The 20,599-nt window shown below is 41.2% G+C and carries 22 protein-coding genes; 12 read left to right on the top strand and 10 right to left on the bottom strand.

The features are described from left to right. The first annotated feature begins 19 nt into the window (after positions 1–19). Complete coding sequence (locus CLI64_RS07270) at positions 20–1,345, top strand: hypothetical protein (RefSeq protein ID WP_103136581.1); 1,326 nt, start codon at positions 20–22, stop codon at positions 1,343–1,345. 12 nt (positions 1,346–1,357) lie between these two features. Here the strand turns inward: CLI64_RS07270 and CLI64_RS07275 are convergent, their stop codons facing one another. The 5 genes from CLI64_RS07275 to CLI64_RS07295 all read right to left on the bottom strand — a co-directional run bounded on the left by CLI64_RS07275 (position 1,358) and on the right by CLI64_RS07295 (position 5,768). Next, a complete protein-coding gene (locus CLI64_RS07275; protein ID WP_103136582.1) occupies positions 1,358–1,921 on the bottom strand; it encodes a 3'-5' exoribonuclease domain-containing protein in 564 nt (187 codons plus the stop codon). Between the two features lie 184 nt (positions 1,922–2,105). Continuing rightward, positions 2,106–2,423, bottom strand: a complete 318-nt coding sequence (locus tag CLI64_RS07280; RefSeq protein ID WP_103136583.1) for an SH3 domain-containing protein — start codon at positions 2,421–2,423, stop codon at positions 2,106–2,108. A gap of 166 nt (positions 2,424–2,589) precedes the next feature. After that, positions 2,590–3,342 carry a L,D-transpeptidase gene (locus tag CLI64_RS07285; RefSeq protein ID WP_103136584.1) on the bottom strand — a complete coding sequence of 251 codons (753 nt, stop codon included), beginning with the start codon at positions 3,340–3,342 and terminating at the stop codon, positions 2,590–2,592. A 760-nt stretch (positions 3,343–4,102) separates the two neighbouring features. Continuing rightward, the gene (locus tag CLI64_RS07290; protein WP_103140631.1) at positions 4,103–5,488 is read right to left on the bottom strand and encodes an aminopeptidase P family protein; all 1,386 of its coding nucleotides are present in this window, start codon (positions 5,486–5,488) and stop codon (positions 4,103–4,105) included. A gap of 31 nt (positions 5,489–5,519) precedes the next feature. Continuing rightward, positions 5,520–5,768: a hypothetical protein gene (locus CLI64_RS07295; protein ID WP_103136585.1), complete on the bottom strand. Its 249-nt coding sequence runs from the start codon at positions 5,766–5,768 to the stop codon at positions 5,520–5,522. Between the two features lie 156 nt (positions 5,769–5,924). Here CLI64_RS07295 and CLI64_RS07300 point away from each other — a divergent pair, with 156 nt between their 5' ends. After that, positions 5,925–6,746 (top strand): PhzF family phenazine biosynthesis protein, encoded by an 822-nt coding sequence (locus CLI64_RS07300; protein WP_103136586.1) that lies wholly within the window; start codon positions 5,925–5,927, stop codon positions 6,744–6,746. A gap of 20 nt (positions 6,747–6,766) precedes the next feature. Here the strand turns inward: CLI64_RS07300 and CLI64_RS07305 are convergent, their stop codons facing one another. Beyond that, positions 6,767–7,186 (bottom strand): DUF4363 domain-containing protein, encoded by a 420-nt coding sequence (locus CLI64_RS07305; protein WP_103140632.1) that lies wholly within the window; start codon positions 7,184–7,186, stop codon positions 6,767–6,769. Between the two features lie 296 nt (positions 7,187–7,482). Here CLI64_RS07305 and CLI64_RS07310 point away from each other — a divergent pair, with 296 nt between their 5' ends. Together CLI64_RS07310 and CLI64_RS07315 are read left to right on the top strand one after the other, a co-directional pair. Continuing rightward, positions 7,483–7,752 carry a peptidase gene (locus CLI64_RS07310; protein ID WP_103136587.1) on the top strand — a complete coding sequence of 90 codons (270 nt, stop codon included), beginning with the start codon at positions 7,483–7,485 and terminating at the stop codon, positions 7,750–7,752. 89 nt (positions 7,753–7,841) lie between these two features. Next, positions 7,842–8,297 carry a DUF4332 domain-containing protein gene (locus tag CLI64_RS07315; protein WP_103136588.1) on the top strand — a complete coding sequence of 152 codons (456 nt, stop codon included), beginning with the start codon at positions 7,842–7,844 and terminating at the stop codon, positions 8,295–8,297. A 113-nt stretch (positions 8,298–8,410) separates the two neighbouring features. Here the strand turns inward: CLI64_RS07315 and CLI64_RS07320 are convergent, their stop codons facing one another. After that, entirely contained in the window at positions 8,411–9,025 is a 615-nt protein-coding gene (locus CLI64_RS07320) for a TetR/AcrR family transcriptional regulator (RefSeq protein WP_103136589.1), read from the bottom strand. Positions 9,026–9,209: 184 nt separating this feature from the next. On the opposite strand from CLI64_RS07320, the gene CLI64_RS07325 reads away from it, so the two are divergent. The 8 genes from CLI64_RS07325 to CLI64_RS07360 all read left to right on the top strand — a co-directional run bounded on the left by CLI64_RS07325 (position 9,210) and on the right by CLI64_RS07360 (position 17,010). After that, a complete protein-coding gene (locus tag CLI64_RS07325; RefSeq protein WP_103140633.1) occupies positions 9,210–10,829 on the top strand; it encodes a pitrilysin family protein in 1,620 nt (539 codons plus the stop codon). Positions 10,830–10,920: 91 nt separating this feature from the next. Then, the gene (locus CLI64_RS07330) at positions 10,921–12,393 is read left to right on the top strand and encodes a pitrilysin family protein (RefSeq protein ID WP_103136590.1); all 1,473 of its coding nucleotides are present in this window, start codon (positions 10,921–10,923) and stop codon (positions 12,391–12,393) included. 280 nt (positions 12,394–12,673) lie between these two features. Then, the gene (locus CLI64_RS07335) at positions 12,674–12,928 is read left to right on the top strand and encodes a hypothetical protein (protein ID WP_103136591.1); all 255 of its coding nucleotides are present in this window, start codon (positions 12,674–12,676) and stop codon (positions 12,926–12,928) included. 425 nt (positions 12,929–13,353) lie between these two features. After that, positions 13,354–13,611, top strand: a complete 258-nt coding sequence (locus CLI64_RS07340; protein ID WP_103136592.1) for a hypothetical protein — start codon at positions 13,354–13,356, stop codon at positions 13,609–13,611. 138 nt (positions 13,612–13,749) lie between these two features. Then, on the top strand, positions 13,750–14,001 hold the full coding sequence (locus CLI64_RS07345) for a hypothetical protein (RefSeq protein ID WP_103136593.1): 252 nt from the start codon (positions 13,750–13,752) through the stop codon (positions 13,999–14,001). Between the two features lie 138 nt (positions 14,002–14,139). Then, entirely contained in the window at positions 14,140–14,388 is a 249-nt protein-coding gene (locus CLI64_RS07350; protein WP_103136594.1) for a hypothetical protein, read from the top strand. 175 nt (positions 14,389–14,563) lie between these two features. Then, a complete protein-coding gene (locus CLI64_RS07355; RefSeq protein ID WP_103140634.1) occupies positions 14,564–15,736 on the top strand; it encodes a phosphotransferase family protein in 1,173 nt (390 codons plus the stop codon). A 179-nt stretch (positions 15,737–15,915) separates the two neighbouring features. Then, on the top strand, positions 15,916–17,010 hold the full coding sequence (locus CLI64_RS07360; RefSeq protein WP_103136595.1) for a T3SS effector HopA1 family protein: 1,095 nt from the start codon (positions 15,916–15,918) through the stop codon (positions 17,008–17,010). A 66-nt stretch (positions 17,011–17,076) separates the two neighbouring features. On the opposite strand, the gene CLI64_RS07365 is transcribed toward CLI64_RS07360, so the two are convergent. From CLI64_RS07365 to trpS, 3 genes are all read right to left on the bottom strand, one after another. Beyond that, positions 17,077–17,883 carry a Uma2 family endonuclease gene (locus CLI64_RS07365; protein ID WP_103136596.1) on the bottom strand — a complete coding sequence of 269 codons (807 nt, stop codon included), beginning with the start codon at positions 17,881–17,883 and terminating at the stop codon, positions 17,077–17,079. Between the two features lie 114 nt (positions 17,884–17,997). Then, positions 17,998–18,933: a methylenetetrahydrofolate reductase gene (locus CLI64_RS07370; RefSeq protein WP_103136597.1), complete on the bottom strand. Its 936-nt coding sequence runs from the start codon at positions 18,931–18,933 to the stop codon at positions 17,998–18,000. A 155-nt stretch (positions 18,934–19,088) separates the two neighbouring features. After that, entirely contained in the window at positions 19,089–20,096 is a 1,008-nt protein-coding gene (gene trpS / locus CLI64_RS07375) for a tryptophan--tRNA ligase (protein WP_103136598.1), read from the bottom strand. Positions 20,097–20,599 lie beyond the last annotated feature (503 nt).

The raw sequence follows: 20,599 nt of genomic DNA on the forward strand, positions 1-20,599 counted from the left end.
CCAAAACCAAATAGAGAATATGACAACCATCCCAGATAAGACCCTAGAAGCGCGCAATCGTGTAATTGAATCTGCTAACCGCTTGGGTGTACAACTCAATGAGCAAGAATTAGAGCGTTGGATGAAGTCAATCACCGAAGCCACAGGGGACAGTGATATTGTGGTTGACGAAGAAACTGGTGTATTTGGTCACAAAGTCACCATGTTAGATTTCGACCCCAAAGATTTAGAACGCTTTCGAGCTATAGGTAAAATTGTCGAATTTGATGATATTCCTGGTGTTGTGGAAACCGCACTGGCTCTTTCTGGTTCAGCTGCCCAATCTAAAGTGCAAACTCACCCAGGAGACTGTGATTACTTTGAGAGAGTCAATATTATTGCTCCCACCAGAGCCGCAGCCTGTGAGATTCTAGCGCGAATTATGCGTGAGAAAGCACTCGGTAGTATGTCCGGGGTTAACTTTCAATTTATTGAACTCAAATTTGGTAGCTATTCCCAAAATGTAATTCGCCATAATCGCACCTATCACAAAGGTTCACCAATCTCCTGGTCTCCTGATGAAGTGATAGCCGGAGAAATTCAAGCAAAGGATAGCCAAGGAAATCCTCTAGTCATCACTTGGGATGCTGTAGCTAAAGAACCGGGTTGGTGCAAGCTAGACTGGGTAGTCGCGGATCAAGTGCGTGGTCAATTATCCAACGCCAGCAACGTCTTAGATGTGACTTGGGAAGCTCCCGACGGTACAATCACACCCCTAGACGGCTATCTAGACGGCTACTTCCAAGAGGTTTACTTAGATGCTCAATCTGCACCCATCTTTTCTAAACTAGTCAAACAAGTTTCCACAGATGTCTTAGATGACTATGTAGCAACATTAAAAAAAGAAGTCAAAAAATACGTTAGAGAAGACCATCTCAACTACGGTAAAGCCGCTAAACGCCTGTACAACATCTTCCGACTGAACGGTCAATATGAAGAAGCCGCCTTTTTGCGTGAACTATTCGACGAACCAGCCGCATTACTTTATCAAGTCCACTCCCTAGTCAAGACTGTCCAAGAGGCTACAGAAAAAGCCACTGTTTTTGATATCGAAAGTATTCTTGATCAGACAGATGAACTCATTATGTCAGTCATCAGGGTCTTGGAAGGAGAAGAGGAATTAGAAATTGTGCGCCATTTGCTGCGTTTATCTCGCTGCATCAGCCGTCAAAAACCAGACGTTCCCCTTGGCCCACAGGTAGAAGCAGCCCAAGCCGAGGTCATGAATATCGTCAACAATTTCTTCTATGAAAAGATGACTGCATTACCTGCGATTAAGGCTTATCTCGATAGTCTCAAAGCCTAAAAATTGGTTTGATTAACTTTCACGCTGTAGGTTGTTTTGCAATAGATTGCAGAACAACTTTCCTTGTTGAATAGCATCATCTAAAGCAATATGTGTTAAGGGTTGTTCCTCTAACCACGCAGTTGGGAGATTGCGCTTGCCAGATTCACTGTAGCTATTTTTCAAGAATGCCATTGCATAGGAACGGATATCTAATGCTGAGTGCTGAAAAGGACTGTCTCCTACAAAGTTGATTAAATACCAATAGACGAACATAAAATCATAGGCAGCAGGATAAGCAACAAAGATTGGTTTACCTGGTAATGCTTTTAACCAAGTGTGATATGCTTGCATCACTGATGCTGGAGGCTGTGGATTAACTCGGCAGACTGCCCAAGCTTCTGGCTGTTGTGACCACCATTTCATAGTTTGGGGATGACCTGATGCACCTGGTAAGGTTTCCAGGTTAGCTGAAAAGGTAGCAACTAATTGTTTATCTGCGGTGTAAGCTGCTGAACCAATACTAAGCATGGAATGAGGCCCAGGAATAGGGCCATCTGCTTCAATATCCGTGCTGACATAGATTTCGATTGTCACCTGTTTTTCCCACTAGTCCGCCACACAAATTATGATAGGTCATAGATCCCCGACTTTTTTAAAAAGTCGGGGATATGAATACCTGCAACCTTTTAAAATCAATCGAGTGAAATACCCACTTTTCTGTTGACACTCCCCAGTCTAAAGACTGGAGATTGTCAACGGAGATATCTAATATTGTGGATCAATTACAGATATAATCAGACCTTACCCAGCCACGTATACCATTATGGTTAATGTTCCACCAGTAAAAACCATCTTGACCATATTGACCAGCCATTAAAGCTACTGTAATTCCGTTAGAAACTTCTGTAATTTTACGGTAATTTTGTCCAGGCCCAGTGCGTACAGACAAGCGACCATATCGATCATTTGTACAAACGCTAGCATAGGATTGGGGATTAGAAGCAATATCGGTATTACTAAGTCTGGGGCGAATTTCTGCGGTTGCGGGTAAAGCAGCAACCAAAATTATCACGCCAGCCATGAATGCTTTCAACATGATCAAATACTCCTATGAAAATCAAAGAATGGTGAATACAAAATCTTGGTGATTGAAATCAATTTCCAGGAATCTGCTGTGATTCCTGTGCTTCAGAACAAGACAGGGAACAGGTAAATTAGCTCCGCACAAATCAAATATGATTCCGATATCATGTTTGCGATCGCTAAATCTGGACGTTGATATACTGTGGTTGATAATTTCGCACATAGTTCAAAAGTTGATCTAAATCTCTTGTGCTAGTCATACCAATACATCCAGAGGTACCATCTTCCCCATTGTTCTTGTTATAAGATGGGTCTACATGAATACCCAAGTCAGTGCGACCGGTGCGGAACCGAGGTGTTATTGGTAAAAACCGTTCTCCGGCTTCTGCAATAGTTCCACGAGTATGATTTTTGGCGACTGTATAGATGCCGTTGGGTAATGGTGCTTCTGTACCGGAACGATGGCGATTTTTATTTTGTGTATGGGTGCGTCCAGATACTGTCAAAAAGCTACTGACAGGCTGGTTATTGACGTATAGACGCAATTCAAATAGTGGATTTCCTAAATCATTAGTTCTCCCAGACGGTGTGAGAGTCATGTAATTACCTGTCTCATTTGTTTTTCTCACGGAGACTCTTTGAGCTAGATAATTATTTTGTTGAATGTTGTGGCTATTCAATTGAATGGCATTTTTGTTTAATGATTCAGATGATGGATATTCAATGTTTGCATTTGCTGCATCATTGTTAGTAAAAATATCTTTACTATTTCTTTTTTCCTCCTTGACTGAAGATAGATGATCTGGCAATATTTTTATGTTGCTTTGGGGTTGTATTTGACTTGTCTGAGGCGATTTTAATGCTGTACTATTAGGGCTACAACTTGTCAATAATAAGCAGCTAAAAGATATTAATCCGAGGCTATTGGGCATGAAATTATTGCCTGATTTTTCCTGTTTTTTCGACTTTAATTCCTGCCTCTAACGGTAAACCTGCGAAGAAATGCTTATTTTTATTCTATATTGTAAAATTCAGTATTAATTAGCATTAATTTTAATAGCTTTTTAAAGGATTATCTTTATATATCCAGCTTTTTATAAAGTAATTATAAAGACTGGGTATTTTGAGAAATCGTGTGGCTCTACTCAGCCATCGGCGGTTTTAATTTTTAAACTAGATGTTACCTAATTTGATTAAATAACTTCGCAAATATAGATTTTGATTGTCTGTACTTAAGCAAAAGTTTTAAAGTTGGGTAATTACGGAAGAATTTTTTGACTGCAAAATTATCCTGCAAATAAGCAGTTATTTGTTTTTATAAGAATTTGATTTGATTTGTGAAATTACTTAGACTTGATTAACCCTCGGAATTTTAGATTTTAAATTTTGGATTGTTTTTGGTACAAGCCCCACTGTATGTGAAACGGCGTTGCTGATTGAGAATATGAATTGTCTCACGCATTCGCCGCTAGGCGTTCCGCTTGCGGTAGGCGCAAAGGTGCAAAAGATAAACAAAGATAACTTTTGCATTTCATACTCTGATTCAGCAACATAGGTGGAACAAATCTAAAATACTCGCTGTGTTGTGTCCGCTACCTTGGTGCAGCCTCTCGTAGAGAAGACAGCCAATCTAAAATCCCCAAGCTGTATTCCTTTATGGTTGCAGTCAATCTAAAATCTAAAATCCAAAATCTAAAATTGATTGACTAGGTTTTCTACAGCCTGGGCTTGATTGGGTAAGGCGGCTGTTAGCACTTCAGCACCTGTTGAGGTCACTAAAACATCATCTTCAATGCGGATACCTCTGACATCAGCAAATTGTGAGAGACGTTCCCAATTGACGACGTTTTGATATTTTTCTCGGTGTTGGGGGTGATTTAAAATGGCTGGGACTTGATAGAAACCTGGTTCAATGGTGACTAACATTCCTGATTTTAAGGGACGATTTAAACGTAAGTAGCCTAAACCAAAGCGATCGCTTCTTTTTCTTTCTGTTTCATACCCTGCTAAATCCCCTAAATCTTCCATATCATGGACATCTAAGCCCAGTAAATGCCCGATCCCGTGGGGGAAAAATAGGGCGTGGGCATCCATCTCTACTAAATCTTGGGGATTACCGTTTAAAATGCCTAAATTTACTAACCCTTCGGCAATGACTTGCGCCGCCAATAAATGAATATCCCGATATTCTACTCCTGGCTGTATCTTGGCAATACAAGCATCATGAGTGGCTAGGACAAGCTCATAAATATCTCGTTGCGTAGGGGAAAATTTACCAGACACAGGCCAAGTCCTGGTGATATCACTAGCCCAACCCATAGGCGTTTCTGCACCGACATCGGCGAGAAGTAAATCTCCTGGTTGCAAGGGGTGGTGATAGGTTTCGTTATGCAAGACTTCACCATGAACTGTGACGATGCTGTTATAGGCAGTTGTCATATTGTGGGCGATGATCACCCCTTCCATTGCGGCGCGGACTTCGGCTTCGAGTTTAGCTTGGGGTGTGGCCGCCATGCCGGCTTTGTGCGCCTCAATACTAATAGCGGCGGCTTGGCGTAGTTCAGTGAGTGCGCCTGCATCGTGGGTGAGACGTAAAGTTGCGATCGCTTTTGCTAGTTCTCGGTCTCTACCTTCTAAATCATAGGGTGAAGAGACTTGTCTTTGTAGAATTTGTGACTGTACTAAGGTAGTGCGATAATTCTGCACTGGAATTGATGCTGCGTCTTTACCCCGATGTTTTAATTCTGACAGGGTTTTGGCTACGTCAGCACCAATGATGGCAGCGATTTCTTCCCGTTTTGGTAGTTCTCCATGCCAGAGTGCGCTACTTGGTTCGGGGTCATCCATAAACAGTTCTAACTTCCCCGCTTCTAGACGAATGGCTGCATTAGGTAAAGGCACACCAGCAAAGTACAAAAAATGACTGCTAGCCCGAAATGGATAAGGGTTAGCAGGAAAATTGCGGGGGCTGTTGTGACCTGACCACAGAATGACGGGGAAATCAATTAAGGTGGCGAGTTTTTGCCTACGTTGTCGTAAAGTATCAGCCAGGGAACTAGAAATGTTGTGGATTACCATCACCATTCACACAACTTGATTTATTCTTATCTTAATTGTTCTTGTCTTTGTCATCTTGATCAGCTTCATCCTGCTCATCTTCTTCGTCTTCTTTATCGGTTGTTGCATCTGTTGGGGCTGGAGAAGAATTACTGTTTATAGTTGGGCGTTCTATGCCGGTTGGAGATGTTTGACCATTACCACAACTAACTAAACTGAGAAATATTAGCCCGAAAGAAATCGCCTTAAAAAGAGGTTTTAAAATTTTGATGGCAAGATTTTCTGCTTGATTTAACAACATATTTTTTATTTATCCTTAGATGCTGCCCTTAAACGCTTATTCTCAATTTCTCTCACTTGTCTTAGTTTGCCCAGAGCGATCGCCTTAGTATATACTTCTTCAGGATTATCTATATTTAAGCTGCAAATTAGCTAGTTTTAATTGCAGTGTAATTTTATGAGACAAATTATTACTCAGGTGGATGCGTTTACCGACAAACCCTTTGCGGGAAACCCAGCCGCAGTTTGTGTTTTAGCGACTCCGCAAACAGACGCTTGGATGCAGAATGTCGCCCAAGAAATGAATTTATCGGAGACGGCTTTCTTAATCAAACTAGATGATGGTTTTAGTCTGCGCTGGTTTACGCCGACAACAGAAGTACCGCTTTGTGGTCATGCAACCTTAGCCAGTAGTCATGTGCTGTGGTCGGAAGGGCATTTATCCACCAATGAAGACGCACGTTTCCACACCAAAAGCGGTTTACTCATTGCTAAACGCCAAGGTGACTGGATTGAGTTAGATTTTCCGGTGATTCATTCTCAACCAACTACTGCACCGCCAGAACTGAGTCAGGCGTTAGGAGTACCGTTAAAAACAGTCATGCAGAATAGTTTGGGTTATTTAGTAGAGGTGGAATCAGAAGATTTAGTGCGACAAATGCAGCCCAACTTTCAGCAGATGAAAAGTTTACCGATAGCTGATGTGGTGGTAACAAGTCTTGCCAAAGCTGATTCTGAGTATGATTTTATTTCTCGTTTTTTCGCGCCAGGTTTAGGAATTAACGAAGATCCTGTTACGGGTGCAGCCCATTGTTGCTTGGCTGCTTATTGGCGCGATCGCCTCCACAAAGATCAATTTTTAGCATACCAAGCATCCAGCCGTGGCGGAGTTGTGAAAGTCAATTATGTGGGTGGCGATGGGCTACGCCCCACCGTAGGCGATCGCGTTTTGCTAGCAGGACAAGCTGTGACAGTCTTACGGGGAGAATTAATTCTTTAGTCCCCTAGTGAAGTTAATGCTTAAGGTTTAGCAACACTAGTAACATTTTTACTCAAAGAAGCTAGAGCCGTTAATACTTTCTGTTTATTTGGTTTAGAGGATTTCAGACCTGCTTTAATCTCATCGGCTTGATCTTCAATATCTTTGTAGGTTTTAGGAGATTTAGCTTTCACTCCGTCTTCAACTTTTGACCAAAAACCCTCGAATTTCTCAAATTCTCCTTTAGCTTTCGTAAAATTACCTGCTTCGACTGCTGTTTTAGTATTAGTAATTACACCCTCTAAACCTTTAAAATCCGTGGTTTCTGTGGAAGTTGCTACTGTTTTAGTAGTATTTTCGCTAGGTGAAGCCTGCGTATTAGGTTGTTCAACATTGTTACATCCCACTAAAGCCATGAGGCTGATGATAGTAACTATCGCAACTGCTTGAAAACGCTTCATAATTAACTCCTCAAAAAAACTTGTATTTGTAATTGATGATTTTTGTTCAGGTATCACACCTACCATAAACAGAAATATTGAAGATGATATTTCTGCTATTCAATTATTAAAGATGTCGAGAAAAAAGCCTCGGAAATTAACTATATTTTTCTTTTGCTGAATTTTCTACCTACTGTGCAGTATCTTAGTACAGAGATCAGTAAAACTGCTCATACTAATTATTTACATCGAGTCTAAGCAAGTAAAAGTAGATTCTTCTGGTCGTGTCTGCATTTTCAGTTATTAACAGAACCACCATGAAACGTTCATTTCGTAAGTATCATCGGATTCTTGGCATCATTATATCTCTGCCACTGATTTTGACTGTATTGACAGGGATGTTAGCAACTTTTGTTCGTGAGTGGTCGATTAGTATAGGAGTCCCTGCTAGCTTACTGTTGAGTATTCATACAGGAGAAATTTTCCATCTTGAGGGAATGTATCCGATTTTGAACGGATTCGGATGTTTGGGTTTATTAGCAACTGGATTAAGTATGTCTGGGTTATTTTCTAAGAGGAATCGTTAATGTTTGTTAGTTTAATGCCCAATTCCTCATGCCCAATTCCCAGATTTACAAGTCACAATATTAAAGGCAACTTATGTTAATTCCTCAAAATGCCTACTAAAGTAACGGCAACTAAAAACCGAAGTACGATGCAATCCGGTGACTGGCCGATTGAACAGTTACCAGGGTTGAGTCCAGAAGAACAATTACAATTACACAACTGTGGAATCCAAACCACCCTGGAGTTAGTTAAACAGGGAAAAACTACACAAGATAGGCTGACTTTGGCAAGTAAATTACAAGTTCACCTGCAATATGTCAATAAATGGATAGCCTTGGCTGATTTAGCGCGTGTTCCTAGTGTGGGAATACAGTATTGTGGTTTATTGCTGCACGCAGGCGTTGGTTCAGTAGCACAATTAGCCCAAATTCCCACCCACAGATTACACAAACAGATTTTACGCCTGCAAGTAGCAACCATGCAGCGACGCGATTTGTGTCCTGCCGTTGAGTTAGTTCAACAGTGGAGTCAGCAAGCTAGGAGAGTGGTGAGTGCTGAGTGCTGAGTGGTGAGTGGTGAGTGGTGTTAGCGGAAGCGGGGCGTTTAGCCCGTGCTGAGTTGAGAAATAAATTCTCCTTTGTCTCCCTGCCCCCTGCCCCCCTGCCTCCTGCCCTGCCCTCAATCCTTCACCAATACCCCATTGAGAAAGATATCGGCTAAACCTTCGGCCATTTGCTGCATTTGTTGGGGGGAAGCATCAGGTTGCATGAGGGTGTTGTTGGAAAAACCGGCGATCGCAAACATTCCTAAAAAGACTTTGGCGACTAAGTTGGCATCCATTTGGCGATAAATGCCTTTATCCATTGCGGTTTGGAAGAAGGCTTCGGCGACATCGGTCATTTTGTTGATGACTTCGATTTGAATGCGATCGCGCAAGTCTGGATGGAACTGCACTTCCATAAAGCACACTCGCATTAAATCGGCATTTTTGTGCAAATTCCACATCCGGCGGCGCATTACCTGGGCTACAGCTTTATAGCTGCCCATTTCGCTTAATTCTGTCAGTAAATCTGTGAGAATCTCCACCCAGCCCGCAGTTGCTACCTCCACCAAAATCGCTTTTTTATTTGTAAAATGGCGAAACAAAGTCCCTTCCGCCACACCAGCTGCTTGTGCTAAGTCACGGGTGGTAGTACCATCAAATCCTTGAGATGCAAATAACCTGAGTGCTGCCTGTAGGATGCGGGAGCGTGTCTGGGCTTCTGAGGGTGGGGGAGAATTAAAAACTCGCATAATAGTTATTGTAAAATCTCCGGAACACGGTTTGTAGCATTATTGTCTAACGTCAGGTACGAAAAGCACAGAAACCTTAATACAAGATTAACGCTCCCATGACTTAGTCACCTGCTACCTAAGTAGTGAAAATTTATTTTACTTGTTGCTTATGAATCAGTTCAGTCGCTCGCACGCCCCAGATATGAAACATCAATTATACATTCCGGCTTTTCTACACAAGGATATCTCCCGCCGACTGCTAACAATTTTCTTAACACTATTAGTTGGCTGGTGGGGGATAGTACCGTCAATGGCTTTAGCCCAGACTCAAACTTTACCCCCTGTTGAAACTGCACTCCAACTCAGCAAAACTCCTACAACTAAAAGTTCGATTCAACCCTATCTAGACCGGGTAATTAAGAATCTCACAGAGTTCCGCTTGAGTAATGGCATGAAGTTTATTGTTTTAGAACGCCATCAAGCACCTGTAGTTTCCTTTCTCACCTACGCTGATGTGGGTGGTGTGGATGAGCCAGACGGTAAAACTGGCGTTGCCCACTTTTTGGAGCATTTGGCTTTTAAAGGCACTACCCGCATCGGCACAACTGACTACAAAGCCGAAAAACCTCTGTTAGAGCGTTTAGAACAGTTGGATACTCAAATTAGAGCCGCAAAAGCTAGTGGAAAACAAGATGAAGTCGCTAAGTTACAAGGGGAATTTCAAAAAGTCGAAGCACAAGCAGCTAAATTAGTCAAGCAAAATGAGTTAGGGCAAATAGTTGAGCAAGCCGGCGGTGTGGGTTTAAATGCTAACACTTCCACAGAAGCGACTCGTTACTTCTATAGTTTTCCTTCTAATAAGTTAGAACTGTGGATGTCTCTAGAGTCTGACCGCTTTCTTGATCCTGTAATTCGGCGGGAGTTTTATAAAGAAAAAGATGTAATTTTAGAAGAACGACGGATGCGGGTGGAAAATTCTCCCATTGGCATGATGATTGAAAAGTTTATCAATGCTGCTTATAAAGTCCATCCTTACAGACGACCGGTAATTGGTTATGACGAAGATATTCGTAACCTCACACCTAAAGACGTACAGGATTTTTTTGACACTCACTATGTACCCAGTAACATTACAATTGCGGTGGTGGGCGATGTCAACCCAACAGAAGTAAAAAAATTAGCACAGACTTACTTTGGTCGCTATCAGTCGAAACCCAAAGCCCAAGCAAAAATTCCTGTAGAACCGAAGCAAACTCAAACACGGGAAGTAACTTTAGAATTACCTTCCCAACCCTGGTATCTAGAAGGTTATCATCGTCCGGCTGGTACTCATCCTGATAATGCAGTTTATGAAATCATTGGTAGTTTATTAAGTAACGGACGAACATCAAGATTATATAAGTCCTTGGTAGAACAAAAACGGGTAGCTTTAACCGCCCAAGGTTTTAGCGGTTTTCCTGGAGATAAATATCCCAACTTGATACTATTTTATGCCTTGACTGCTCCTGGTCACAGTGTTGATGATGTGGCGACGGCTTTACGCCAAGAAATTGACAAATTACAAACCCAACCGGTAACTGCCTCAGAATTAGAAAGGGTGAAAACCCAAGCACGAGCAGATTTACTCCGCAGCCTCGACTCTAATATGGGTATGGCACAGCAACTTTTAGAGTATGAAGTCAAAACTGGTTCTTGGCGGAATCTGTTTAAACAATTGGATGAAATTGCGGCTGTGACTCCGGCGGATATTCAGCGAATAGCTAAGACAACATTCACCGCCGAAAATCGCACAATTGGCAAATTGCTGTCTAAACAAACTTGATGAAGAGTGCTGAGTGCTGAGTAAGAACAAAAGTATTCATTACTCAAGGAAATTTCTAATTTAAAAGTATCAGGTGAGGGTTCACAGGTAAATGTCCAGGAAAATTCAACATGGTAAGCGACTGATTTACGCGTTAATGGTTGCTTGTACCTTTTTATTGGTAACTTTTAATTTTTCTCCGGTGGCGACAGCCGCAGCCAAGCATTACACTGAGTTGCAGTTTGCGCCGTTACCGGAAATTAAATTGCCCAAGTATGAGCGATTTGTACTGCAAAATGGTTTGGTTGTGTATCTGATGGAGGATCACGAACTACCTTTGGTGAGTGGTACAGCGTTAGTCAGGACTGGTAGCCGTTGGGAAGATGGGAATAAAGTCGGACTAGCGGCTTTGACGGGTACGGTGATGCGGAACGGGGGAACTAAAAAACATACCGCCGATGAGTTAAATGAAATTTTAGAACAACGGGCGGCATCTGTAGAAACTAGTATCAATGAAGCAACGGGAAGTGCTAGTTTTGATGCTCTCAGTGAAGATGTAGAAACGGTGTTTGGGTTGTTTGCTGAGGTGATAAGAGAGCCAGTATTTGCTCAAGAAAAGCTAGATTTAGCCAAAACTCAAGCTAAAGGCGGGATTGCACGCCGGAATGATAATCCTGATAGTATCGCCAGCCGGGAATTTCGCAAACTGATATACGGCAAAGATAGCCCCTATGCGCGGACTGTAGAATATGCCACGATAGATCGCATTACTCGCGAAGATTTAGTGCGCTTGTATGGGGATTTCTTTCACCCCAATAACACGATTTTAGGGATTGTGGGGGATTTTGATAGCAAAAAAATGCGATCGCTGATTCAAGCTAAACTGGGTGATTGGCCACGTAACCTCAAAATGATGAAACTGCCTTTACCAGAGGTTACACAGGCTAACACCGGCGGAGTATTTTTTGTTAATCAGCCGCAGTTAACCCAAAGTAGTGTATTGCTGGGACATTTGGGAGGGAGATTTGATAGTCCTGACTATGCAGCTTTGGATGTGTTGAATGGGGTATTAAATGGCTTTGGCGGGAGGTTGTTTAATGAATTGCGATCGCGCCAAGGTTTAGCATACTCTGTATACGGTTTATGGAGTCCCCGTTTTGATTATCCTGGCATTTTCATTGCTGGGGGACAAACTCGCTCTGATGCGACTGTACAGTTTATCAAAGCTTTACAGGCAGAAATTAAACGCATTCAAGCACAACCAGTCACAGCACAAGAACTAACTCTTGCTAAGGAGTCTACTTTAAATTCCTTTGTCTTTAACTTTCAAGACCCTGCTCAAACCCTCTCGCGGTTAATGCGCTACGAATATTACAACTACCCGGCTGATTTTCTCTTCCGCTATCAAAAAGCTGTCTCTGCAACCACAGCCACCGATGTGCAACGGGTAGCGAAGCAATATCTCAAACCAGAAAATCTCGTAACGCTGGTAGTGGGTAATCAAACCGCTATTCAACCGCCATTAACACAATTAGCAACACAAGTAACACCAATAGACGTGACTATTCCTGGTTCACAACCATAGTTAACAAGGAACAGCCGAAGCAAAAATCGGCTGAGTTTCATAACCTCACTTTCATGAAGAAAGTGGGGTTATTATTTTGTCTTAGACAAATCAATTTCATTCTGCTAAAAAATCAGTTTCTATAGACCAAAATACCGTAATTGTGTCTGAAAACATCTGATTAAAACATTGACTTTATGAGATAGAAAATCAAAATATAAGGGGGAGATTCTAATTTTTAAAATTAGTCACTTCCTGTTAGTTAATTCATTGATATAACCGTGTTGCAGGAGGCAAGCAAATGGGAAAAATCAAAATTTATGACCTTTTTCCTGAAAATGAAGACAAATTTATTCAGGAACTCAGTTCTTGGGAAATGAAAGGTATTTATGCTGGTTCAGAACCCAGATATGGATATGGTAGAAGACCACCAGTACAGGAAGAAGAGCCAACATCAGTCACAGTTGCTGATGCCAACAATACTCTTGATCGATGGCTCAATAACCTAGAGCTACAAATTCAAGATTTACGCCGACAGCTTGGTGTACCCAGGTAGTTACTAAATTTATAGCAGTTCTATCTGATTTGTAAAAGTTCTTGTTGTCCAGATACCCGACTTCTTTGAGAAGTCGGGTATCTTGTTGTTTAAGTGATAAATTGCTTTGATTAATGCAATTTATCTATAGGACTCATATTTGATTCCTGAAAAAAACTCAGTACACCTCTTTTAGTTCTTTTCCCGTTCCCTGTTCCCTACTTACGCAAATAATTTCAATAATCAAGTCGGATTCCTATATTAAATCCCTAGCATACAAATCACGTACAAAATAGACATATATTACTATCTTGTGTCTCTGCAATTAAATTTTTGAGCTTGATTTCTACAGGAAAGTTAAATAAAAATTGAATCAACGGTTAAGCAACAGATAGCTTAATCGCCCACAGATTCTACTCAGAATAAAATTGTTTTAGGAGTCTATCATGGCATTTATCGCTATTAATGAATTACGTGCAACTGGTGCAGAATTATTCCAAGATTCTGAAAGCTTCCTCAATGAGTTGAATAACCTAGATAATTCTGTTCATGGTGGTTATAGCGGTGCATATTCCAATTCTACAGGTACAGTTTTAGGAATTGCTGAGAAAGGATTTGAATTTGGTGTGATTACCGTTGGTATTGATGCTATTGGACATCTGGCTAAGTCCTTTAGCGATGATAAAGCCGGTTATTACTACTAATTTTCTTAGCGGCTATTTATATCCAATTTATTTAGCCCTGTTGAAATTGTGGCATGAGCGATTAAGTAATTTCAAGATTTCACAAGCTTAATCGCCTGCATTTTCTACTCAAAACAAAGATTGCTTTAGGAGTCTATCATGGCATTTATCGCTATTAATGAATTACGTGCTACTGGTGCAGAATTATTCCAAGATTCTGAAAGTTTCCTCAATGAATTAAATAGTGTAGATAATTCTGTTCATGGTGGTTATGATGGCTACTCTAGTTCCACAGGTACAGTTTTAGGCATTGCTGAGAAAGGCTTTGAATTTGGTGTGATTACTGTTGGTATTGATGCTATTGGACATTTGGCTAAGTCCTTTAGCGATAACAAACCTGGTTGGTACTAATAATTTCTCATTAGTGGCTATCTAAATCAGCATTATTTAGCCCTGTAGTAATTGTGGCATAAGCGATTAAGCAATCTCAATATTTCCAGCTTAATCGCCTGCATTTTCTCATCAAAATCAATGTTTTAGGAGTTAATTATGGCCTCTATTAATCTGACCGAATTACAGGTAACTGGCGCACAACTTTTCCAAGATTCCGAAAGCTTTCTCAATGATTTGAGCAATCTTGATGATACTGTTCATGGTGGTAACTATGCCTATTCTAGTAGCACAGGTGCAGTATTAGGTATTGTTGAAAAAGGATTTGAGTTTGGTGTGATCACTATTGGTATTGATGCTATCGGGCATTTAGCTAAATCTTTTAGTGATAATAAAGTCTATTACTAATTGAAAACATATTCAATTGGTGATTTCCTGAATCAGAACTATTGAGTTCTGGTGCGATTATGGTGTTGGCGATTAAGCAATATTTGAGTTTGGCTTAATCGCCTATATTAAAAATAAAAATATGGAATAATTAACCAGTTTAATTATTATTAAAGTTGTCATGTATTTTCAGACTATGCCACCATTAATTTTAAGTTATCAAAACGTATTTGAGTATCTAACTACTCTCAATTTATGTAATCTTGATGAGCAAGAGTTCAGTAAAGTTGAGCTAAAAGCCGCTAAGAATTTTAATTTATTAGTTACTTTACCAGATAGTAAAAAATTTCTGGTGAAGCAAGAACGTCATAATACTGAAGGAAAAACGGCTGGAGAATTTTTGTTAGAATGGCGTATTCACAACTTTTTACAAACTTTTCCTAATCTGAGCCATATTCGTCTCTATGTATCTGAGGCAGTACATTTTCATAGAGAAAATTCCGTTATTATTTTCAATTATCTCGATAATTATCGAGATTTAATGGATTTCTATATCAAAGAGAATTTAAATTTATTTCCCACTAAGATAGCAAAGTCAGTAGGAAGTACCTTAGCGTTGATTCATCGGGTTACTATTAACAGCCACGAGTATCGGGATTTCTTTTACAATAGTGCTGATGATACGTGGAATCAAAAAACGCCTAATCTTAATCGTGGAATAGATAGACTGACACCAGAAATTTTTGGCAAAGTTCCGGCTGATGGACTGAAATTTTTCGCGCTATATCAACGCTACGATAGTTTGGGGCAGGCGATCGCAGAATTAATCAATGCTTTTACCCCATGTTGTCTGACTCATAATGATTTGAAGTTAAATAATATACTGCTCTCCCTCGATTGGGAAATTACACCTGATGATCAAATTATCCGCTTCATTGACTGGGAACGGGGTAACTGGGGAGATCCCGCCAATGATTTAGGGACAGTCATCGCCAGTTATCTGCAAATTTGGTTGTACAGCATGGTGACAGGTAAATCGATTGCCATTGATGAGTCCTTACGTTTAGCCTCAACCCCTTTGTATGTTCTGCAACCTTCGCTGCGAGAGTTGGTAAATGCTTACTTAACTCAGTTCCCTGAAATCTTAGAACAGCGTCCTGATTTCTTGCAACGAGTCATGCAATTTTGCGGTTTAGCCTTAATTACAGCAATTCAAGCACGACTGCAATATGAAAAAAGCTTTGGGAATATAGGTATTTGTATGCTACAAGTCGCCAAGAGTTTATTGTGTCGTCCCGAAACATCTATCCCCACAATTTTTGGTGTAGAAGCAACAGATTTCTCAGCAGCTAATTTATCTCTTGCTTAAACCAAAATTATTGCTCTATCTCTGGTAACACCAAAACATAAATTATCAGAAATTAATGCTTAGGTAGTGTGCGTCAGTGCGACAGAAACTAACTATACTCAGAAGTTACTCATACCGACGCACCCTACAGTTTCGATATTTTTTCTCTGAAAGTCCCTCTTCATTACAGGCTCATCTTTATGCAACTATTAGATCCCGTCCAATTATCGGATATCTCAGAGTCACTGCAACTATCACTGCAAGATATTATTCATAATATTGAGATTCAGTCCCAGTATTGTATTAAACATCCAAACTACAAACCCTTAGAATTACCAGAGGCTTCAGTTTCTCGCTTTCAAAAGCTGTCAATGGAGATACAAAATAATTATTTGAGTCAGCAGTTGCGGACTTTTCTCTATGGCATTTATTATAATGGCTCATTGAGAAGTGTTTTGTCCTCTGATGCAGAGATATCGAATTTAGCTGTTAATCAAAATTTAGAAAATAACACCTTTTTGGGTGTAGACTTAGCTTTTTACGATCGCCTGCATGAAAATAACAGAGGTACAGGTTACTGGAGTTATGGTTGGCGGATAGTCAAAGAGGAGATAGATGGGACTGTAGCTGTACAGCGTGATGGTTTAACTTTGTATGTTGAACCCCAAAAAATGCAAACATCTGGAAGCGTAGGTGATTTAGTGGCGATTAAAATGCCTAAGAATCTCGTGCAGAATGGATTTTATATGGCAGTTGCTGATGCTGGTGCATCACAATTTTACCAAGCAGCAGATAATACTTTGGTGCGTGTTTACTTTAATGTCACCCCAGATGGTGCAGTTGCAGTTATGGATAGTTTGACAACACGACTCAATGCGATATCCTTAGCTTTTACCTTTAAAGCTTTATACAACCCTTCCGATTATCAGCGTTATGACTCAGCCGTGTTATATTTTGACAAAAATGACTATGAACGGGTTTCCCCCATCTTAGAAACGCTTTACATAGAGCATCAAGAGCATTTCCAAGAGCAAGTCCCTCTCTTTACTAAACCCATTGCACCAGGATTAGCGATCGCAGAAGAACCAAAACAACGATTTAATGAAAGTGAGAGTTTTGGTACACACCGTTGTCAAATTGTGGCGAATGGTTTGTTAGCCGCGTGGCAACAAGGCGATAATACCCCATCCGCTAGGATGACATCAATTTTACAACAGTTCTCTGCATTGAAGATTCAATTGCAACGTCCGTATCTCAATGCTGATTCGGAAGATATATATACACCTTTTAAATAGGATAGATAACCTCGTGATCATGATATTTTGAGACGTTGCTTTGCAACGTCTTTTTACTATTTTTATTCAAATTTCTGGTTCAACACCAAGAGCGCGCAATTGAGCAATTAAGCGTTCATTGCGTTGGTGTTCTTGTTCTGCACGTTGGCGTTCTTGTTCGGCGCGTTGGCGTTCCTGTTCGGCGCGTTGACGTTCCTGTTCGGCGCGTTGACGTTCTTGTTCGGCGCGTTCTTCACCAGTCAGCAACAGATTACCCTCCGCATCCCACCAACGTAGCCAGGGTAATTCAGCATTTTGATATTCACCCTCCCATATACCTAGCTCAACTCCCAAGGGTGTAATAGGATAACGTCCGCGTTCATTAGCTGGTAATAATTGATATTGCCCATCAATTAAGTGATAGACTTCTACACTAGCTTGATTTACTTCATAAATACCGTAAAAAGCTGGATGAATTACCTGCTCATAAATCCAAAATTTACCCTTCCAAGGTGTTCTATCTCGTTCTTCTGTACCATCACCGGAAACAAATTCCAAAGCAATTGATGGGGAAATGAACTCACGCCACAATACATAAGACCGTCGTGTTTGTCCATCAAGTAAAGGCGGGACATTTCCTACATAAAACCAATCCGGTGCTTCTGCACCTTTTTCTGGGGGGTCAGTTAAACGCCAGTAAATGCCTAAGTCCTGACCAATACAATATTGACCATCAGGATGTAATTGTTTGAGGACGGGTTGAATTGAGTCCGTCAATAAAATACTTTGAGGATGTTCTTGCCAGTTTTTCACGAATTTACCATCGGACTCTGGTAGCTGCGTATGGTCAGGAAATGGGGTGAGGTCAGTGTCTAGATTAGTTGCAGAGGTCATAAGATCACCTTTGCACAGGGTAAGGGTTGTTTCTTAGTTTAGCAGTGAGAAAGGGAGGAGAGACGATACCAATCACCTCTCCTCCTCTGTACAACACAAACAAAATTGCCTCGCCTACTTCGCTAACACCTGATTAACTGGTGCAACTCCGGCTAAATCTAAGATTTTGGGAATCAAATCTTCCCGCTTCACCGCCATCATATGGACACCGTGACATAATTGCCTTGCAATTTGCACTTGTTCGGCAGCAATTTTTACACCTTCTTCTAAGGGGTGTTTGGCTTTTGCTAACCTCTCAATGATGTGTTCAGGTATATTGACACCTGGAACGCATTTATTAATAAATTGAGCATTTTTCGCTGATTTCAACAGAAAAATTCCTGCCAGAATGGGTTTATTATGAACTGACGCTATCTTGTCCATGAATTTTTCTAGTCTTTCAAAATCAGTAATTAACTGGCTTTGAAAAAATTGCGCTCCGGCTTCAATTTTGCGTTCAAAGCGACTTTGCAAACCTGACCAACTAGCACACTGAGGATCTACGGCTGCACCTACAAATAAATCGGTTGCGCCATCGGTCAAGGGTTTATCATTGCCATCGACACCTTGATTCATTTTCCGAATCAGTTGCAATAGCCGCACAGCTTCTAAATCAAATACAGCTTTGGCTTCAGGATGATCGCCTGCTTTTACTGGGTCGCCTGTCAAGGCTAAGATATTACGGATACCTAAAGCGTGTGCGCCCATCAAGTCGGCTTGTAATCCGATACGGTTGCGATCGCGGCAAGCCATCTGACAAATTGGTTCAATCCCATTTTGTAACAAAATCACTGATGCTACCAATGAAGACATCCGTAACACAGCTCGGCTACCATCGGTAATATTGACAGCATGAACCCTCCCCTTAAGGGTCGCCGCCATTTCAATCATGTGTGTGGGATTTCCCCCTTTTGGTGGTGCTACCTCGGCGGTAACTAAAAATTCACCCGCTTGCGCGGCTTTACGGAAATTGTTCAGTGTACTGTAACTACAGCTATGGCTATGTTCCATAACATTCATAATTGGGTTCTCTTCAAGGGTATAACAAATTACACCTTAAAGAGAAGTCGGGGGATTGGGAGGCAGGAGGCAGGGTGCAGGGGGAGAAAATCCCATACCCAATGCCCAATGCCCCATTCCCCATGCCCAATGCCCAATGCCCAAATTTACAAAGGCATTGAATAACCTAACGCAGCTTTTACGTCTTTTAGGGTTTGGTTGGCTATGGCTTCGGCTTTTTCTCTACCATCACGCAACACAGACTCTAAATAACCTTTGTCGTCCATGATTTGCTGATATTTGTCTTGGATGGGTTTGAGGGCGTTAATTGCTGTTTCGGTCAGTAATGGCTTAAATTGTCCCCAGCCCATGTCTTGACACTCAGATGCTACCTCTTCCTTCGCCTTGCCTGACAATAACATATATAAAGTTAGCAAGTTGTTGCACTCTGGTCTTTCTGGGTCGTCAAAGATTAATCCCCGCACTGGGTCAGTTTTACAACGTTTAATTTTATTGGCAATCTGATCTGGTGGATCTAAAAGGTTAATCCGGCTTAACTCTGAAGGGTCAGATTTAGACATTTTGCGCGTCCCATCGGTCAAACTCATCACCCTCGCGCCTTCTTTGCGAATTAAGGGGTCTGGTAGTTTGAGGACGGGCTGATCCTTGGCGAATTGGTGATTAAATCTGTTGACAATATCCCGTGTGAGTTCTAGATGTTGTTTTTGGTCTTCGCCTACCGGCACTTTATCGGCTTGATACAACAAAATATCAGCAGCCATCAGCACTGGGTAGATTAATAAACCTGCACCGACATTTTCCCCTTGCTTGACGGCTTTCTCTTTAAACTGAATCATGTCTTGCAGCCAGTTCAGGGGTGTGATGCAGTTGAGTAACCAAGCTAGTTCACTGTGGGCGGAAACGTGGGATTGAATAAAGATGTTGGAATGTTTTAAGTCAATACCACAGGCTAAATAAAGTGCGGCAATTGTGTAACTATCTGCTGCCAATGTCGCTGGATTATGCGGTACTGTAATCGCGTGTAAATCTACGACACAAAAGAAATTATCATACTGTTCTTGGATTTCTACCCAGTTGCGAATTGCGCCTAAGTAGTTACCCAAGTGTAAGTTACCAGTTGGTTGAACTCCAGAAAGAACACGCTGCTTACCCATAAATTACCAGTTTATTTATCTCAAATGCTCACTGTATCAAGTGGCGATGGCAAAACACATTTCATTTTGACATTTTCTCTTAGTCATTAGTCATTAGTCATTAGTCATTAGTCAACAGTCAATAGTCTAAAGTGTCATTTTCAAGCGAAGATTCTTATTTGCAGTTTACTTCTGTGCTTCATCTCCCTTGGGTGGTCAGTTAATCGCCATTCATTTTTCTGAACCGATGCGTTTGTAGTAAGGGCTTTAGCCCTGCTTTTGTTCAGCTTAAATGAATCTAACTTAGTTCAAGCAAATGTTAAGTTTGAGTTTTAGTCCCCTTGCGGGGAAAAGGTTGATGGAAACGTTGTACCGGAAAACTAACGCTGTTATCATCCATGTTTCAGTCCCCTTGCGGGGAAAAGGTTGATGGAAACTCAACGCCCTAATTATCCCCACCCAAGAGTTGAGTTTAATGGGTAGGGCAGGAGTATTGCAACTCCTTTCCCCCCGACAAACCGGAC

Source organism: Nostoc sp. CENA543, assembly GCF_002896875.1.
Lineage (GTDB): Bacteria > Cyanobacteriota > Cyanobacteriia > Cyanobacteriales > Nostocaceae > Trichormus.

Bases quoted from the DNA above. Each gene is read 5' to 3' on its own strand.
- CLI64_RS07270 (WP_103136581.1), top strand. From the start codon at position 20: ATGACAACCATCCCAGATAAGACCCTAGAAGCGCGCAATCGTGTAATT.
- CLI64_RS07280 (WP_103136583.1), bottom strand. From the start codon at position 2,423: ATGTTGAAAGCATTCATGGCTGGCGTGATAATTTTGGTTGCTGCTTTA.
- CLI64_RS07285 (WP_103136584.1), bottom strand. From the start codon at position 3,342: ATGCCCAATAGCCTCGGATTAATATCTTTTAGCTGCTTATTATTGACA.
- CLI64_RS07290 (WP_103140631.1), bottom strand. From the start codon at position 5,488: ATGGTAATCCACAACATTTCTAGTTCCCTGGCTGATACTTTACGACAA.
- CLI64_RS07295 (WP_103136585.1), bottom strand. From the start codon at position 5,768: ATGTTGTTAAATCAAGCAGAAAATCTTGCCATCAAAATTTTAAAACCT.
- CLI64_RS07300 (WP_103136586.1), top strand. From the start codon at position 5,925: ATGAGACAAATTATTACTCAGGTGGATGCGTTTACCGACAAACCCTTT.
- CLI64_RS07305 (WP_103140632.1), bottom strand. From the start codon at position 7,186: ATGAAGCGTTTTCAAGCAGTTGCGATAGTTACTATCATCAGCCTCATG.
- CLI64_RS07310 (WP_103136587.1), top strand. From the start codon at position 7,483: ATGAAACGTTCATTTCGTAAGTATCATCGGATTCTTGGCATCATTATA.
- CLI64_RS07315 (WP_103136588.1), top strand. From the start codon at position 7,842: ATGCCTACTAAAGTAACGGCAACTAAAAACCGAAGTACGATGCAATCC.
- CLI64_RS07320 (WP_103136589.1), bottom strand. From the start codon at position 9,025: ATGCGAGTTTTTAATTCTCCCCCACCCTCAGAAGCCCAGACACGCTCC.
- CLI64_RS07325 (WP_103140633.1), top strand. From the start codon at position 9,210: ATGAAACATCAATTATACATTCCGGCTTTTCTACACAAGGATATCTCC.
- CLI64_RS07330 (WP_103136590.1), top strand. From the start codon at position 10,921: ATGTCCAGGAAAATTCAACATGGTAAGCGACTGATTTACGCGTTAATG.
- CLI64_RS07335 (WP_103136591.1), top strand. From the start codon at position 12,674: ATGGGAAAAATCAAAATTTATGACCTTTTTCCTGAAAATGAAGACAAA.
- CLI64_RS07340 (WP_103136592.1), top strand. From the start codon at position 13,354: ATGGCATTTATCGCTATTAATGAATTACGTGCAACTGGTGCAGAATTA.
- CLI64_RS07345 (WP_103136593.1), top strand. From the start codon at position 13,750: ATGGCATTTATCGCTATTAATGAATTACGTGCTACTGGTGCAGAATTA.
- CLI64_RS07350 (WP_103136594.1), top strand. From the start codon at position 14,140: ATGGCCTCTATTAATCTGACCGAATTACAGGTAACTGGCGCACAACTT.
- CLI64_RS07355 (WP_103140634.1), top strand. From the start codon at position 14,564: ATGCCACCATTAATTTTAAGTTATCAAAACGTATTTGAGTATCTAACT.
- CLI64_RS07360 (WP_103136595.1), top strand. From the start codon at position 15,916: ATGCAACTATTAGATCCCGTCCAATTATCGGATATCTCAGAGTCACTG.
- CLI64_RS07365 (WP_103136596.1), bottom strand. From the start codon at position 17,883: ATGACCTCTGCAACTAATCTAGACACTGACCTCACCCCATTTCCTGAC.
- CLI64_RS07370 (WP_103136597.1), bottom strand. From the start codon at position 18,933: ATGGAACATAGCCATAGCTGTAGTTACAGTACACTGAACAATTTCCGT.
- trpS (WP_103136598.1), bottom strand. From the start codon at position 20,096: ATGGGTAAGCAGCGTGTTCTTTCTGGAGTTCAACCAACTGGTAACTTA.